Raw genomic sequence first — 15695 nt, 5'->3', positions numbered from 1 at the left:
TAAATTTCTGAATAACACAGATTTCAAATCTTTGAGCGAGGACTCAAAGGGATCATTGATTCAAAGGAATGACAAAGACAAGAATATTTTGTTTCCGATGGAATGTTTAATACGACGTTTCGGATTCGAACGAGGGGAACTACACAAACGAGTGATTCTATTTTTTTCCTTGGTTCCCCATCCAACGCAAAGGTCCGGAACCGTATCGGCCCAAACGATCTCCCGGGTTTGCGAGTTTACAACGGGCAAGGGAAAGACAACCACATCCGATACAAACGGACAAACCGTTTTTCAGTCTTTCAAGTTCCGCGATTCTTTCGTCGATCCTGCTACTCCAAGTGCGGGAAAGTTTCGACCAGTCTTGTCCGTTCGGAGTGTAATCCTCGGGAAGTTTCGCGACTTCGACCGCGATTTCTTCCAGAGACAATCCCACCTTTTGGGCGAACACGATAAAGGCGATCCTTCGTAAAACGTAGCGCGGATACAAACGATGACCCGATCCCGATCTTTGAGAAAAGATCAATCCCCTTTCCTCGTAAAATCGCAAAGCCGAGGAAGCGACTCCGCTCCTTTTGGAAACCTGGCCGATCGTCAAAAGTTCTTCCTTATCCATAACCCTCCCCGAGATATTTTATCTTTTTGTAATTTTTGAAAATTCAATTTAAAGTTTAATCAAACTTGAAGTTCTTTTTACTTTTTGATTCCTCAACTTTTTTTCGATTTTAACGAAAAAAATCGAGCCGGGCTATTTACTTCAAGTGCACTTGAACTTGTATATTGTTCTTATCCAAGTTTTGACTTAGAGGAAAAGACGCATGACATTAGAAAACGAAGATTCAAATATGGAAGACGGAAGGAACATTCCGACCGGAAAAACCGACGGGGATCATAAAGAAAGAACAACTCGCCGGTTTTTTAATACGAATTTACACGGGAACACGTTATGAAACCCACATTCAGCAACTATCAGAAATTTATCATCGCCCTTCTTGCGTTTATACAGTTTACGGTCGTGCTCGACTTTATGATTCTTTCTCCCTTGGGAGTTCAAGTTATGGAGAATCTGAAGATAAGCACCTTGGACTTCGGTTTGGTCGTCTCTGCTTACGCATTCAGCGCGGGCGCTTCCGGAATTTTAGCCGCTGGTTTTGCGGATAAATTCGATCGAAAGAATATTCTACTATTCTTTTACGGCGGTTTCGTACTCGGAACCGCGTTCTGCGGATTGGCCACTACGTACAAATATCTTCTCGCCGCAAGGATCGTAACCGGACTGTTCGGCGGTGTGATCGCTTCCGTAAGTTTCGCGATCATCGCGGATCTTTTCGCTTTGGAAGTCAGAGGAAGAGTTATGGGATTCGTGATGACCGCGTTCGCGGCCAGTCAGGTATTCGGTCTTCCTCTGAGCGTATTCATCTCCAATCGTTGGGGATGGCAGGCTCCTTTTTGGTTGATCGCGGGCATAAGCGCGTTAGTCGGAATCGTGGCCTTCGTCAGAGTCAGACCGATCACCGCACATTTAAAAACCGCGGGACAAAAGAACGCGATCAAACATCTTGTTAAAACCGCGACCAATCCGAATTATCTTCCCGGATTTTTAGCAACGATGCTTTTGGCGACGGGCGGTTTTATGCTGATGCCTTTCGGAAGCGCGTTTACGGTTCATAACCTCGGACTCACCCTGGAAGACCTTCCGTTGATCTATATGATTACCGGTATCGTGAGCATCGGAGCCGGTCCGGTTCTTGGAAAACTCGCGGATTCCGCGGGGAAATACAACGTGTTTGCGACCGCTTCCGTTGTCGCGATCGCGATCATTCTTTATTATACGAGAATGGAAAAATCACCGCTCTGGCTCGTGATCCTCATCAACTGTAGTCTTTTTATTCCGATTACGGGTAGAATGATTTCGGCTAACGCGTTGACCTCTGCGCTTCCCGATCTTCCGGACAGAGGAGCTTATATGGCGATCAGCTCCTCTCTTCAACAAATCTCCGGTGGAATCGCGGCGTATTGCGCCGGTTTGGTCGTGGTTCAAACGACCACAGGACGTTTATTGGGTTATGAGAATTTAGGATACGTGGTTGCGATTGCGATCATCGCTACGATCGTGATGATGTATCGAGTTCACATTCAAGTTCTGAGTAAGAATTCTTCCGCAATAAAACCGAACACGGACGTAACTACTGCGCCTCAGGAAGTATTGATCGAAAACTGAGTTTTTCGTTTTCGAGTTTTGTTCGTTTTAAATTTCTCTAAGAATGGAAGGCCCGAGCTTTTGTAAAAGAAAGCCCGGGCTTTTTCATTTCATTTTGATCCAACTCGATCTATCCTTTCCTGATTCGATGGATCGACCGACCGATCCATTCTTATCTTTATTTTATCTTATCTTGAAAACCGAAACTTCTCGTTATCGGTCCAAGCGCAAGGCCACTGGATCAAAAGACCTCCGTCACCCAACGCTCCTCCGGCGATGTCCAAACACTGAGAACTGTGTTTGGCTTGTATCGAGAAGTAGCCGTCTCCATAAGGAAGCAGTTGAAATCTTTGATTGGAACCGCTTCCGCAAGAATACTGCACAACGTTTGTTCCCGAAGAAGTAGAAGCTCCTTTTACATCCATACACTTTCCGCTGTGTTTCGCCGAAATTTTATAATATCCGTCGCCCGTAGATTCGAACATCCACTTCTCGTTGTCCACTCCCCAGTTCGTATATTGATCCAAGTTCACGTTATCCGCCGTGCTCGCACCGGGAACGTCGAGAACTCTTCCGCTGTGTTTTGCGGCGATCGCGGAAAAATCGGAACCGATCGGATCGTTCAGAAAGGGCATATTCTCCCCTAAAGAAGATTTGGAACAACCGTCCTTTCCACAACCTCCCATAGAAGGCAAACTTCCCGTTTGTTCGATCGGATGTCCGATCCCGTCGAAACAAGAAGAGCCGGTGCAGTTCATCCAATCGGGAAAAGAACTTCCTCTTTGTAAAAGAGTAAGATTGTTCCAAGTATCCATATGATAGTCGTTGCTTCCGGTATTTCTAAAATCCTCGAAATACAAACAACCGCCCGATCCGCCGGAATCATGAAAACTTCCGTGAGCGTTCTTACCCACATAAGCGATCGGATGATTGCCGGTTGTTTCAAAACTTCCGAGTTCTTTCACATACCAACCTCCGTGTTGATAGAACGCGACTCGTTTCAACTGACCGCCCACAACAAGAACCGCAACCGATTCCCAATCCGCGGAATGGGAACCCGCGCTTAAGAAACAAGTGCTCTGCCACGAATAAAAAAACCAATAACGTATGAGAACGGAATTCGTTCCCACTTGGCTCGCCATATAGTAGATGGGAATCTGATTGTTCTGAATCGTAGAATAATTCTTATTACAGAGCGCGATCGGATCGACTCCGAGTTGTCTTTGTTGATAGTAAGTTCCGGCGTCGCTCGGAAAACATTTGCTCTGATCTCCCGAACCCGTTCCGAATTCCTGATCGAATCTCAAACGTGGAGCGAACTGATGCGCCAAAGAATCCGTATCAAACGTCGGTCCGCCCGCGTCGGCTTGACAAAGATACAATTCTTTGTTGTCGCAATAACGTCCGCTACATCTCGCACCCGAAATATACATGGATTCCGGAGCTACGAATTTTCCTCCGCTTTCTTCGGAGATGGGAGAAGTCCAATAACAATTCGTTCTGGTTCCACCGTTGTTGAGTTGAGAACATCGAAGCGATATGTTGTCGCAATAACTTCCCGAACACTGAATGCCCGTGACAAAACCGTTGTTCGCGCAGATTCTTTCGTTCGGACTTTCTTCCGAAAAAGAATCCGTCCACCAACTGTTCGTTTGCGTAAAACCGGATTCTACGTTTAATAAATTTACGTTGTCGCAATAACGTCCGTCGCATCGCAAACCCTGCGTTAAGAAAGAACTTCCGCTTTGGATCGCGGGTGATCCGTCGGTCGTCCACTGAAGCCAATGAGGCGGATAACTTTCCGTATGAAAGTAGGTTCTCGAATTGTCCGTTCCCGCGTTCGGACCCTTTCCCGAATTAAAAACGTTCGAAACGTTTCCGATCGACAACAACGTGGAAAGCGACGCGAACTCTTGAGAAGAATCGTTTCCATTCTTCCCATTGCAGAAAACGAACGTCGTCGATAGAATACACGCCAACACCAAAGCGCTTAGACTCCCGGTGATATTTCTCTTCATCTGAAATCCTCTTTTTATTTATTAGTTTTTTGTAAAACTCCCGAGCGTCCTTGATAACACGCGGGACTTAATTCTCACTTATTTTGGAACGAATTAACAAAGGTTAATAACGGGGAATCTTCGCAATCCGTCCTAGTTTACAGATAAACGGATTCTCAGCCGAAAGGTAAGGTAAAGAAGATGCACGATTGTTTGGATACTCCCTGCGATGAAAACGAAGCCTCGACCGAATCTCCAAGGGAAGAACTTTCTAAGGAAGAATTGAAGGAAACTCTGGAACGATTCAAACTTCTCGCCGAAACGATCGACGAGGTTTTCTGGATGAAGGAAGTCAAAACCAACCGACTCGTTTACGTCAGCTCCGCTTACGAAAGAATCTGGAAACGTTCTCTACAAAGTCTTTATGAGAATCCGGATTCTTGGCTCGACGCGGTTCATCCGGAAGACCTTCATCTTCTCGTCAACGTCCTCGATCAAAATTGGAAACACCGTTCGGAAGATTTTAACGAACGTTTTCGAATCGTTCATACGGACGGAACGGTTAAATGGATTCGCATCCAATCGTTTCGAGTTTTTAACGGAGAAGGAAAACTCGATCGTATCGTGGGCGTGGCAAGAGACGTCACCAAACAACACGAACTCGAAAAACAACTCGCACATTCCCAGAGAATGGAATCCATCGGTTCCCTTGCGGGCGGGGTCGCACACGATTTTAATAATATTCTTACGGTCATCATGGGATTCGCTTCTCTCATAGAATTGAATCCGAACGATTCTCAAAAAATTCTTCAATCGGTTCAGATCATTCAAAAAACCGCGGAACGGGGAGCGACCTTGGTCAAACAATTGTTGACTCTCGCGAGAAAAACGGAATCCGTTTTTCAAACCCTTCCCTTCAACGATCTGATTTTGGAAGCGGTGAACATCGCGAGATCCACGTTTCCTAAATCGATTCGAATTCTTACGGATCTTCAGGATGAAACGCTCAAAATCAGAGCCGATTACACTCAGATCCATCAGATTTTTGTCAACTTGATCTTAAACGCAAAGGACGCGATGCCAAACGGCGGCGAACTTTTTATCCGCTTAAAGGAAGTCGATCCTTCTCAGGTTCCGATGCAATCGGACAAATCCAAAAGTCAACGTTACGCGCTCTTAGAGATTTCCGATACGGGGATCGGTATGGACGAGGAAACTAAAGGAAAAATTTTCGATCCGTTCTTTACGACCAAAGGGCTCGGTAAAGGAACCGGGCTCGGTTTATCATTGGTCTATGGAATCGTAGAAAACCACGGAGGAGCGATTCGGGTGGAAAGCGAACCCAACCGAGGTTCCAAGTTCAGCGTGTATATTCCTCTCGAAAGATCGGCCCGTTCCGAGTTTTCTACTCCATTCCAAAATTTGAATGTTAAAACTCCCACACAAAAAACGATCCTTCTCGTGGAAGACGAACAGATGATCCGGGAACCTCTGACCAATTATCTGACAAGAATCGGATACGAGGTGATCGCGGCGGAAGACGGCGAGATCGCCCTGGAGCTTTTTGAAAAACACAAGGATCGAATCCAGATCGTTATCTGCGATCTCAATCTTCCCAAACGAAACGGTCTTGAGGTCTTAAAAAGAATTCGTTCGACTTATGCGGAGATTCCTTTGATCCTTGCGAGCGGTTATATGGACCCTCAGTGTAAGGACGCCATGGAACCCTTGGGTTTGTATCGTGTGATTCAAAAGCCTTACGATTTCAAAACGATCCGTCAGATTCTTCAGGATCTGCAACCGATCTAAATTCTACCCTTGTGTTCCTTCCAGACCCGGTTTCGGATTCTGCTCAAGGATACGGGAGTGATTCCCAGATACGATGCGATATAGTGCTGAGGAACTCTGCTGATGATATCGGGTTGTTCCTTGATCAGATTCAAATATCTTCTTTCGGGACTCTCCCGAATCCTAGATAAGAAAAGTCTCATATAGGTATCGAAACGTTCCAGGGTGTATTCCAAAAGATATTCTTTGAACTCGTCGTTTTCACGATACAATGTGGCCGCGTCCTCTCCGCTGATCTCATACAACTCGGTGGGTTCCACACTTTCCAATAAGAACTGACTTGAGGCCGTGGTTCCCCTATAACTGTGAAGGGAACCGATCACCCGGTTTTCAAAAAAGAACGCGATGGTGATGTCCTTTCCGTCGTCGTCGAACCAAATTCGAAGACATCCCTTTCGAACGATAAAGATGGATTTATTGTCTTCGCCCCTTCGGATCAAAACGGTTTTAGGAGGAATCTTTCGTTCCCGAAGCATGGTCTTGTATCTCGACCAATTCTTTTCCAGACCCGGTATTCTTCGTTTTAAATTTTCAATAAAGGGAAGATCGCTGTACATACGCAAAAAACTCGAAGAGCTTCGCGTATGATAAATGATTTCACAAAAATGCAACCCTTATCCACGATCCATTCGATTCTTTCCTTAAAATCGAGCGGACCGTGAACGTTCGTTTTAGACTTTGATTTTAAACTGACCCGCGATTTTCTTCAGTCTTTCCGCGTTTGCGGACAACTGAACGGAAGTGGAGGATACATCCTCGGAGCTGGTTGCGGTTCCGATCGCTTGTTCGTTCCATTGGGATACGACTTCGGCGATTTCTCGTACGGCCCTTTTTTGTTCTTCGATGGCGAGTTTTACGGATTCGGCTTCCGCTCCGATCGTATCCGATTGACGATCCACGTCTTCGTTTAACAATTCTTGGGACTCGGTGATTTTTAAAAGATCCTGCATTCCTTCGGAGACGGAATCCACGGTTCGTATGATCTTATGAATCGTATCCACGGAAGTTTGTAAGGCTTCCACTCCCTGATCCAATTCCGATTTATTCTTTCCTAATATTTGAGAAATCGATTGGATCGACGACGCGGTTTTGTCCGAAAGTTTGGAAACCTCTTCCGCAACCACGGCAAAGCCTTTTCCCGCGCTTCCGGCCCGAGCGGCTTCGATCGCGGCGTTTAAGGCGAGAAGTCTTGTCTGATCCGAGATTTCGTTTACGAGCGTGATGATTCCGGACATTTCCTCGGAGGATTTCAAAACGGCGTTCAACCGAAGTTGCATAGAAGCGAGGGATTCTTCCCCTTTTTTCGCGTCCACAGTGATCGCCTCGTTTCTTTGAACCGTGTTTTGAATTTCGGAACCGATCTTTCTCGCCCCGCTCGAAAGTTCCTTAATCTTAGAATGGAATATTTGAATATTATAAAATTGTTTTGCGATTCTTTCCGTAATCTGTTCCATACCCGCGGCCATTTCCTCCGTGGTGGCCGACATTTCCTCGGAAGTCGCGGCTGTGGCTTGTGCTACTCCCGCGAAGGATTGGGAAGAGGAACTGAGTTGATGGGAGGAATCCGAAAGATCGGTCGCGATCTTTTGTACGTTTCTGATCGAACCTGAAAGTGTTTCGATAAAGGAGTTCATATCCATACTCATCCCCCCGATCTCGTCTCGATAAGAGGTTTCGATTTTATTCGTAAGATTTCCGTCTGACATCTCTTTCAGAACCAGGCTCGCGGACTCCAAAGGTTTCAGACGTTTGTTCACCAATCGATATAGAAAACTTCCCGAAAAAGAAGCGATCAAAACGGAAATCAAAACGATTCCCAGAATGAGTTCGTTTAACGAATCCGAGATTTCGTTCGTGGGTTGGATCGCCGCGACGATCAACTTCCAACGATCCAATCTTTGCACCGTTGCAAAACGAGTTTGTCCCGAAAAGAAAAACTGAATCATCTTTCCGTTTTCCAAGGTCAGAAGTTCTTTTCCGAAGTTTTGTTTTGAAATTTCCATATTCAAAATCAACGATTTGTTTTTATGAGCGATGATACTTCCTTCTTGTTCGATGACAGCGACGTAACCTTCCTTACCCAGACGCGCGTTCGTCACGAGTTGATCGGAGATGCTGTCCAAGGACAAGGCGATACAAAGAACCCCGATTACATTCTCCCCATCCTTTACCGCGGTGGAAAGAACGACCACGGTGCTCCCCGTAATCGGAGATTTTTTCGCCTTACTCATGGAAACTTTTTCATTATGAACGGATTTTAAAAAACCGGAGAGATCCTCTCTTTGTTCGGGAGTTTTTCCGTAACCGATCGTCTTGCCGTCGAGCGCTTCCGCGACGACCGTCGCCCCTTCCGAAGAAGGATACACAAAAACGTTTTCATAAGAGCCGTATCGTTTTAATACTTCTTTGTAGAAGTCGCTCGCGATCGGTTTTCCGGTTCGAATCGATTGAATCGTTCTCGGATCGTGTGCGATCGTTTCCGCAAGATTCGCGTGCGCTTGTAAGGAACTGTCGAAGTCGAATGCGACGATCTTAACCACCGTCTTCATCTGGTCCTGATAGTGTTCGGTCACCTTTTGACTGCCGAGAAAGTAAGCGGTTCCCGCCACCAAAACCGTCAACGCAACGAGGATTCCGAGACTCCAAAAAATCAAAGTGAATTTCAGACTGCTCTTAGTCATACAAGCCGTCTCCTTAAAACGATCTTGAAAGTAAGACGCTACGGAGGAAGCCGATCGACATTAACAATTGTTAATTTCTTTTGTAACGAAAACGAGACGCAAATTCCTAGAATCGCGCCTAAGAATTCCTTTTTTTTGCAACCGGATTCTTTATTCTGGCTCAAACAAACCGTATGAATTCTAAAAAAGCCCGCACAACCGAAAACCAAAAAAGACAGGATAAAAAATACTCCGCACCCGACGCGGAGCCCGGAGTTCATCCGGGAAGTTCCCTGAGAATTCGAAAAATTCTCCGCTGGTTCGGAAGAATCTACGGAAGTCTTCTTTACAAAACGGACTTAACCGGAATCGAAAACGTTCCGAAAGAAGGACCGGTTCTTGTGTTGGTCAAACACCAACGAAACGACGATATTCCCGTCGGACTCGCAAAGGGTTTATACAAAGCGCGTTGGGATATCTGGGCGATCATGAAGGATACCATGGCGGCTCCCATGTTCTTCGACTTCTTTTTAAAATGCGGAGGAATTCCTCTCAACAGACTCGAACCCCGCAAAAGCAAACGCGATCTTATGTTCGCAAGAAAAGTATTATACAACGGTAATATGCTCGTGATCTTCCCGGAACAAACCACGGTTCCTTACAAGATGGGAAAAGGAAGACCGGGTGCGTTTCGTTTTATCGTGGGCAAACCGGAAGCGCCTCTTCCCGTTTTGTGTTTGGGACTCGACTACAGACCCGGCGGATTTTTGCGCAGAACCAAACTTTCGATTCGAATCGGGGAATTAAAATACCTAAATCCGAATCAGGATCCGGAAGAATTCTTACACGAACGTATGCACGAAATTGCAAGTCTCACCAACATGACCTATCCGTTCGAATTCAAAAAATCTAAATTAGAAAGTTTTGAAGAATCCGACAACTCGGCGGTAGAAACCATCGCATGAGAATCCCCGAAGCAAAAGGAAGCAAACGCGCCCTTCTCGTGGAGGGCGGCGGTATGAAAGGAGCCTTTGCGGGAGGTGCATTACATTCTTTGCATACTCTCGTATCTCCGAAACATTTCGATCTGGTAGTCGCGGTTTCTTCGGGTGCGTGTTCCGCGGCGTATTACGTTACGATGCCGAAACCGGAACCTGAAAAAAGTCTGAAGACCTTGGCGATTTGGTATTTCGAACTCGCGGGAAGAAAACTGATTTCTCCCTTTCATCCGTTTCAAGGAAAGACCTTTTTGGATCAGGAATATCTCGTGGACGATCTGTTCGGACAAAAGTATCCTCTTCCTGCGGAGAATTTCGAGAAGTTCGGATTGCCCGAGTTTCGAGTTGCGGTCAGCAACCTTCAAACAAGAACGATCGAATATGTACGCGCGACCTCTTCGAATATATTCGATCTTTTGAAAGCGGCCACTTCTCTTCCGATCGCTACACGAGGCAAACACAGAGTGGACGGAAGATTGTATTCGGACGCGGCGGTTTTGAATCCGCTTCCACTCGAAGATCTGATCGAAGCCGGTTATACGGACATCACTGTCGTATTAAATTCTCCGGTGGAAAGGGTTTCTCCTCCGTTCAGTATGCTGACCAGTCTTCTTTCCTTTCCGAAGGACTGGAGAATGGCCAAGCTCATGAACCGTTGGCATCATCATCATTTTAACGTGGCCCGCGAAGTCGCATTAAAACCTCCGAAGGGTGTGAGAATTCATACGATTTCACCCGATGATTCTTTACCCGTAACCCTCGTGACTACGAACGGTTCTAAGTTGAAGGAAACGGTGGACATGGGGATCAGCAAAGGAGAGGAAATCGGCAAACTTCTATTAAAACTTTTTAACAAGGGTAAGAACGGAAAGAAGTCCGTATCATCCTCCAATGGAAACGGATCCGCGGTTCGCAAACGGCCGATCCAACTTGCGGCTTCCAAAAAGAAAACGAGCCCGAAGAAAAAAAAATCAAAATAAATTCCTCCTTACCGCGGTCTATTCATAGACCGCATTTCCTTCTCTTCAAAGAAAAAACTCCGGTCGAAATTATATAGACTTCCAGGGATCACCTTGAAAAAGAACAAACAGCTTCCGCCGAAACTTCTCGCCATTCTTCGATCGATCCGATCGATTGCTTTCGTATTTTTCACCCTTTCGATCGCGTTCAATATTCTTACCTGTATCAGTTTGAACGTTTCGAACGAGAGAGAGGAAAGAATCCGCGCTTCCCGGAATTGGAAGGACGGAAAATTCGTAAATCCTCAGCCATTGATAAACGACATCGGTAGCAGTCTTGTTTCGATGTTTTTGAAAGACGAACACGTAAGTCCTAAAAATCCGATCGACTACGAAAAGACGGACGTCTCCGTTTTGTTAAGCGAACCGGAAAGCGGATTACGCGTCACCTGGTTCGGACATTCCTCCACTCTCGTGGAAATCGACGGGACAAAGGTTCTTACCGATCCGATCTGGTCCGATCGTACTTCTCCCGTTAGCTGGGCGGGTCCGAAACGTTGGTATGACGCTCCTCTTTCCTTTCAGGATCTTCCGAAAATCGACGCGGTTGTGATCTCGCACAATCACTACGACCATCTCGATCGCCAAACGGCTCTTATGTTAAACGAAAAGGGAGTTACGTTCGTGGTTCCTCTCGGGGTCGCGAGTCATCTGATCGATTGGGGAATTTCGAGTTCTAAAATTCGAGAGTTGGATTGGTGGGAAGAAACCAAGATCGGAAACTTAAAGATCGTATGTATTCCCGCAAGACACGCATCGGGCCGTTTTCTTTTTGATAAGGACGAACATCTTTGGGCGGGTTACGCTCTTCTGGGAGACAAACATCGAGTTTATTATTCGGGAGACACGGGTTTATTTCCGGCGATGAAGGAGATCGGAAACAAATACGGTCCGTTCGATCTTACGATGATCGAAACCGGTCAATACAATCAGGCCTGGCCGGATTGGCATATCGGTCCGGAACAAGCCGTGATCGCTCATAAGATGGTAAACGGAAAAACGATGTTGCCCGTTCACTGGGCGTTGTTCGAACTCGCTTCACATTCTTGGACGGAACCGATCGAACGCGTTTTGGTCAAAGCCAAAGAATTGAACATCGCCGTAGCCACTCCGAAACCCGGTCAGAGCTTCGAACCGGAAATCAAAAAAGAATTTTCCCGTTGGTGGCCCGATCTTCCTTGGAAAACCGCGAAGGAAAATCCGATCGTTTCCACACAAACGGAATAAATTCAAAATTTGGAATATACGTTTCGTCGGACCGGAAATCTAAACCGGCCCGAACAAAACGTTTTTCTAAATTAGAGAGTGAGAATATACTCCACTAGATCGTCCACCTCGGAAGCGCTTCTCGAACACCAAGGGTGCGGAGCCGCGGGCATTCCGATCGGTTGGGCGGTTCCCATTTCCTCGGGACCGTATTCCCTTCTCATCTTCTGATAATCCCAGTAATACCAATTCGGATCGTTCGGAAGACTTACGAAATACTTGTGTCTTTCGATAAATCGATTCCGTTTTTGACCCACGTCCGTATTCGGAGATTTGACCACCCTAAACACGTCGCCTTTTCGGTTGTAAACCGGATAAGGCTGAGGAAAGTCCGGACCGCCTAACGGAGGTTGTACGGAAGAATGGAGGGTGTAATACACGTTGTAAAGAGAAGAACCTTCGGTACAACGATCCGGATGAACCAAGTCCTCTATATTTCGAACGTGTCCGTCGCTTAACAATCCTCTGTGTTGAACCCAATACATGTCCCGCAAAAAGTTCGCGCGGATCGATTGTTGCTCCTTTTGATAAACCGTAGGAGCGAAAAATCTTCCCACCTCGTTCAGCTTGAACATCTTCTCGTTGGAATTCAGCCCCACCTTATCGTTGTGACAGGAACCACAATCCCTCTGATACGTCGCCTTACCCCTGTTAATCGCTTCGGCCACGCCGGGAAAGGATTCCCAACCGGTTTGCACAAAACTTCCTTCTCCCGGATTAAAACCGATTTGAGAAACAAGTTTACCTTTCGATTTCAACCAGCGATAGATTCCTACCTGTCTGAGAGGTTTATCGTATAGGTCGAGTTTGGTCATATACGCGGTCAAAGCCTGAAGTTCGTGAGCCTTCATCGAACCGGTCGCGCCGTCGGGTTCTTCCGAATGGATATAAGAACCTTCGAAACCCACATAGGATTCCGTATGCGACAATGAGCGTCTAACGCCCATGTAGTTGGTTACGTTCGGAATCGCGATCGGAGAAAATTGATAATCGTTGTCCGTTTCGCTTCCTTCTCCTTTGATACGAACAAGCGTATGTTCACCGGCACCTTGTGGCATGTGATAGATCAGCGCGGTTTTATCGATGTCCTTGGAAGAAGCGTCGAAACTCGGACCCGGTTCGGATTCTTTGATCCCTTTCATATCGCCGAGCACGGACCATCTCATCGACCAAACCGGATTCGGAAGACCGGGAATCACCTTGGTCACAACGGTACCCGGAGCCGATTCAAAACTGATCTTGTAACCGTGACAAGAAGCGCAGTTAAAACCGATCCATTCTCCCTTACCCGTGTATGGATGAGACGCCTCCTTATAACGATAACCCGCCCAGCCGCTACTTCTCGTATTTCCTTTTGTCAATTGATCGCCACCTAAGTAACCCGGAATCGGAGTCGGTTGCGGATAAGGATCGAAGTACACGTTATCCGTCGCCGCGGATGGAACCTCTCCGGAATTCGCTCGATACGCGCCGAATAAAAGTTCGGGATCGGCTACGTAACCAGTGATCGGATCCGTCGCTTGATAACCGAAGATTTTGTTCCAATCCAAATTTCGAATCGCGTGTGCAAGACCGATGTTGAAATCGTAAGACCAGAATATTTTTTCTCCGAGGGAGAATAGATTGTTAAAGCCGGGATTGTTTACGGTGACCGCGAGAGGTTTTGTCGCCTTCGCTTCGCTCAACACGGATACGACGTCGCATTTGTGTTTGAAGGATTCGTCCGTGATCCGTTTTGTTTGTGCGTCGATCACGTTATGCGCCTCGGTCGGTTTTAACAGAGAAAGATTGTAACCGGATCTTTTTTGAATCTGAACGATCAAAGGACCTCCGCTTACGTGTTCGGGAACCTTAAAGTTGATTTCCGTATCGCTCCAGCTGAGAATATACTTTCCCCACTGATCGTGCATATCTTTCACCTCGAAGTTCACCTGTTTGATCAGATCCAGTCTTTGTTCGAACATTCTCAGATCCGTTTCCAAAACCCTCGTATTGCCGATCATAATTTTGGAGAAATCTATATCGGGTCCCGAACCGAAGCCTGTTCCGCGTAACGTAACGGTTTGTCCCGGACTTAGGACCGGAGGTGGAATCGGAATCGGACTGTTCGGAAGATTTTGCCAAGACAAACTTCCGTTGATCGAAAGGGATTCAAGAACCGGCTCGGGAAAGGAAGCCGCAGACAAGGCGCGAACCGATTCGCGCACGGGATCGAACTTACAAACTTCCTCCTGATTGGGAAATTTCGTAAAAATTCCCGCGGGACAACCGGCAACCAAAGCCGTAGTCGCTATCAAAAAGATTTTTAGATATTTTTTTCCAGCATCGAAAATTCGCATTTGCATTGGGAAACACCTCTTCTCTTCATTCGTCTCGTCATGGAGACAAAAGAAGAATAACCGAGGTTGAAGAAAGGGTCGTCTGCAAGACGGAATTCGGACGTCCGAGTTTCGTAAATCGAACTTCTTAAAAAAATAAATAAGCGAAATGTAATTTAGATATAATCGAGGAATGAGTTATTTTTTAAAACGAGAATCTATTTTTTTCGAATTCTTTTATAACGATTGTACGGTAAAACTTGACAAGACGTAAAATTCTCTTAGCGTCTTGCCTCATGTGGATTGACGAGATCATACGCGAGGTCCTTTATTTCGGAAGCGGACTTGCGTTCCTGGTCGCGTTTCAAAAATTACTGACCGTTTCCAGCCAAAGGGAAAACCGTTTACTGGCTCTTTTGTTTTCCTCGCTCGGAATCATCCTGTTCACATCGTCGAACGTGATCGGAGAAGTGGATCAAAAATATCCGCATTCCATTTTTCTGTTATTGACTTCGTTCTCCATGATCGGCCCTCTTACGTTGCTTTATACTCATTCCCTGCTATATCCGAATCAAAATCTAAACAAGGACATTCGAATTCACTTCATTCTTCCCTTTGTATTCTTGATACTGGAGATCCTGTTTTTTACGCGACCATCGGCGGATGTAATCCTCGATTTGAAAGAATTTAGGGAGATTCGATACGGACATTTTCTTGCGATTTCGTTTCTAATTACGACGGCCACGACGACCGCATATTTTTTTGCGAGATACGGAATGCTTTTGAGCGTATTCGAAATTCCCGAAATTCGAACTCAGATCCGATTCATTTTTATTTTGGCGACGATCACGATGATCGCCATGTACTGTCTCGTATTCGGGTTTATGGGAGGAATGGACTTTCTATTTTCGATCGGCGCGTTGCTTGTGGCTTGGATCGTAGTTCTTTTATTTTTGGCGCCCGCGCGTTATCCTGACTTTTTCGCGCCTTTGACCAAGGAAGTCCGCAAACGAAAATACGAAAAATCTCTGTTGATCGGACTCGACCTTTCCTTACTCGAACTCAGAATCGAAGAATTGATGCGGGACAAAAAACTCTACAGAGATCCGGAACTGACGTTAACCGCTCTTTCGGACGATCTCGGAGTCAAACCCTATCAATTGACGGAATTCCTAAACGATCGTCTTCAAACCGGCTTTTACGGATACGTCAATCGATACAGAATCGAAGAAGCGGTCTCGTTGTTGAATGAAAATCCCGAACAGGACATTCTTTCGATCTGTTATTTCGTGGGATTCAATTCCAAGTCTTCGTTTAACGATTCGTTTCGAAAGATCACCGGAAAAACTCCGAGCCAATCCAGAAAAAAAGAAATCGTATAAAAAAAGATCC

The 15695-nt window shown here is 46.1% G+C and carries 11 protein-coding genes; 6 read left to right on the top strand and 5 right to left on the bottom strand.

What is annotated here, in order from left to right:
- Positions 1-157 precede the first annotated feature (157 nt).
- Positions 158-613 carry a redox-sensitive transcriptional activator SoxR gene (soxR, locus tag CH367_RS07660; protein WP_100761882.1) on the bottom strand — a complete coding sequence of 152 codons (456 nt, stop codon included), beginning with the start codon at positions 611-613 and terminating at the stop codon, positions 158-160.
- Positions 614-943: 330 nt separating this feature from the next.
- Between soxR and CH367_RS07655 the strand changes: the two genes are divergently transcribed.
- Complete coding sequence (locus CH367_RS07655; protein ID WP_100761881.1) at positions 944-2218, top strand: MFS transporter; 1275 nt, start codon at positions 944-946, stop codon at positions 2216-2218.
- Positions 2219-2385: 167 nt separating this feature from the next.
- On the opposite strand, the gene CH367_RS07650 is transcribed toward CH367_RS07655, so the two are convergent.
- A complete protein-coding gene (locus tag CH367_RS07650; RefSeq protein ID WP_100761880.1) occupies positions 2386-4215 on the bottom strand; it encodes an RICIN domain-containing protein in 1830 nt (609 codons plus the stop codon).
- 180 nt (positions 4216-4395) lie between these two features.
- Here CH367_RS07650 and CH367_RS07645 point away from each other — a divergent pair, with 180 nt between their 5' ends.
- Positions 4396-6003: a hybrid sensor histidine kinase/response regulator gene (locus tag CH367_RS07645; RefSeq protein ID WP_100761879.1), complete on the top strand. Its 1608-nt coding sequence runs from the start codon at positions 4396-4398 to the stop codon at positions 6001-6003.
- Here CH367_RS07645 and CH367_RS07640 read toward each other — a convergent pair.
- Together CH367_RS07640 and CH367_RS07635 are read right to left on the bottom strand one after the other, a co-directional pair.
- Positions 6000-6599, bottom strand: a complete 600-nt coding sequence (locus CH367_RS07640; RefSeq protein ID WP_100761878.1) for a Crp/Fnr family transcriptional regulator — start codon at positions 6597-6599, stop codon at positions 6000-6002. The two genes, CH367_RS07645 and CH367_RS07640, sit on opposite strands and share 4 nt — an antisense overlap.
- Before the next feature lie 114 nt (positions 6600-6713).
- Entirely contained in the window at positions 6714-8723 is a 2010-nt protein-coding gene (locus CH367_RS07635) for a methyl-accepting chemotaxis protein (protein ID WP_100761877.1), read from the bottom strand.
- Between the two features lie 173 nt (positions 8724-8896).
- Here CH367_RS07635 and CH367_RS07630 point away from each other — a divergent pair, with 173 nt between their 5' ends.
- The 3 genes from CH367_RS07630 (at position 8897) to CH367_RS07620 (ending at position 11946) form a co-directional block, all read left to right on the top strand.
- Complete coding sequence (locus CH367_RS07630) at positions 8897-9667, top strand: lysophospholipid acyltransferase family protein (protein ID WP_100761876.1); 771 nt, start codon at positions 8897-8899, stop codon at positions 9665-9667.
- Positions 9664-10680, top strand: coding sequence for a patatin-like phospholipase family protein (locus CH367_RS07625; RefSeq protein ID WP_100761875.1), 1017 nt, complete (start codon positions 9664-9666; stop codon positions 10678-10680). The genes CH367_RS07630 and CH367_RS07625 overlap by 4 nt, the downstream gene beginning before the upstream one ends.
- Before the next feature lie 93 nt (positions 10681-10773).
- Positions 10774-11946 carry an MBL fold metallo-hydrolase gene (locus tag CH367_RS07620; protein WP_244284497.1) on the top strand — a complete coding sequence of 391 codons (1173 nt, stop codon included), beginning with the start codon at positions 10774-10776 and terminating at the stop codon, positions 11944-11946.
- Between the two features lie 71 nt (positions 11947-12017).
- Here the strand turns inward: CH367_RS07620 and CH367_RS07615 are convergent, their stop codons facing one another.
- Entirely contained in the window at positions 12018-14330 is a 2313-nt protein-coding gene (locus CH367_RS07615; protein ID WP_425268807.1) for a hypothetical protein, read from the bottom strand.
- Positions 14331-14599: 269 nt separating this feature from the next.
- Between CH367_RS07615 and CH367_RS07610 the strand changes: the two genes are divergently transcribed.
- Positions 14600-15685, top strand: a complete 1086-nt coding sequence (locus tag CH367_RS07610) for a helix-turn-helix domain-containing protein (RefSeq protein ID WP_100761874.1) — start codon at positions 14600-14602, stop codon at positions 15683-15685.
- Positions 15686-15695 lie beyond the last annotated feature (10 nt).

Origin of the sequence: Leptospira barantonii (assembly GCF_002811925.1) — a bacterium.
GTDB lineage: Bacteria > Spirochaetota > Leptospiria > Leptospirales > Leptospiraceae > Leptospira > Leptospira barantonii.
Note: the sequence above shows the minus strand (reverse complement) of the source record. Positions and strands in the feature narration are given on the sequence as shown.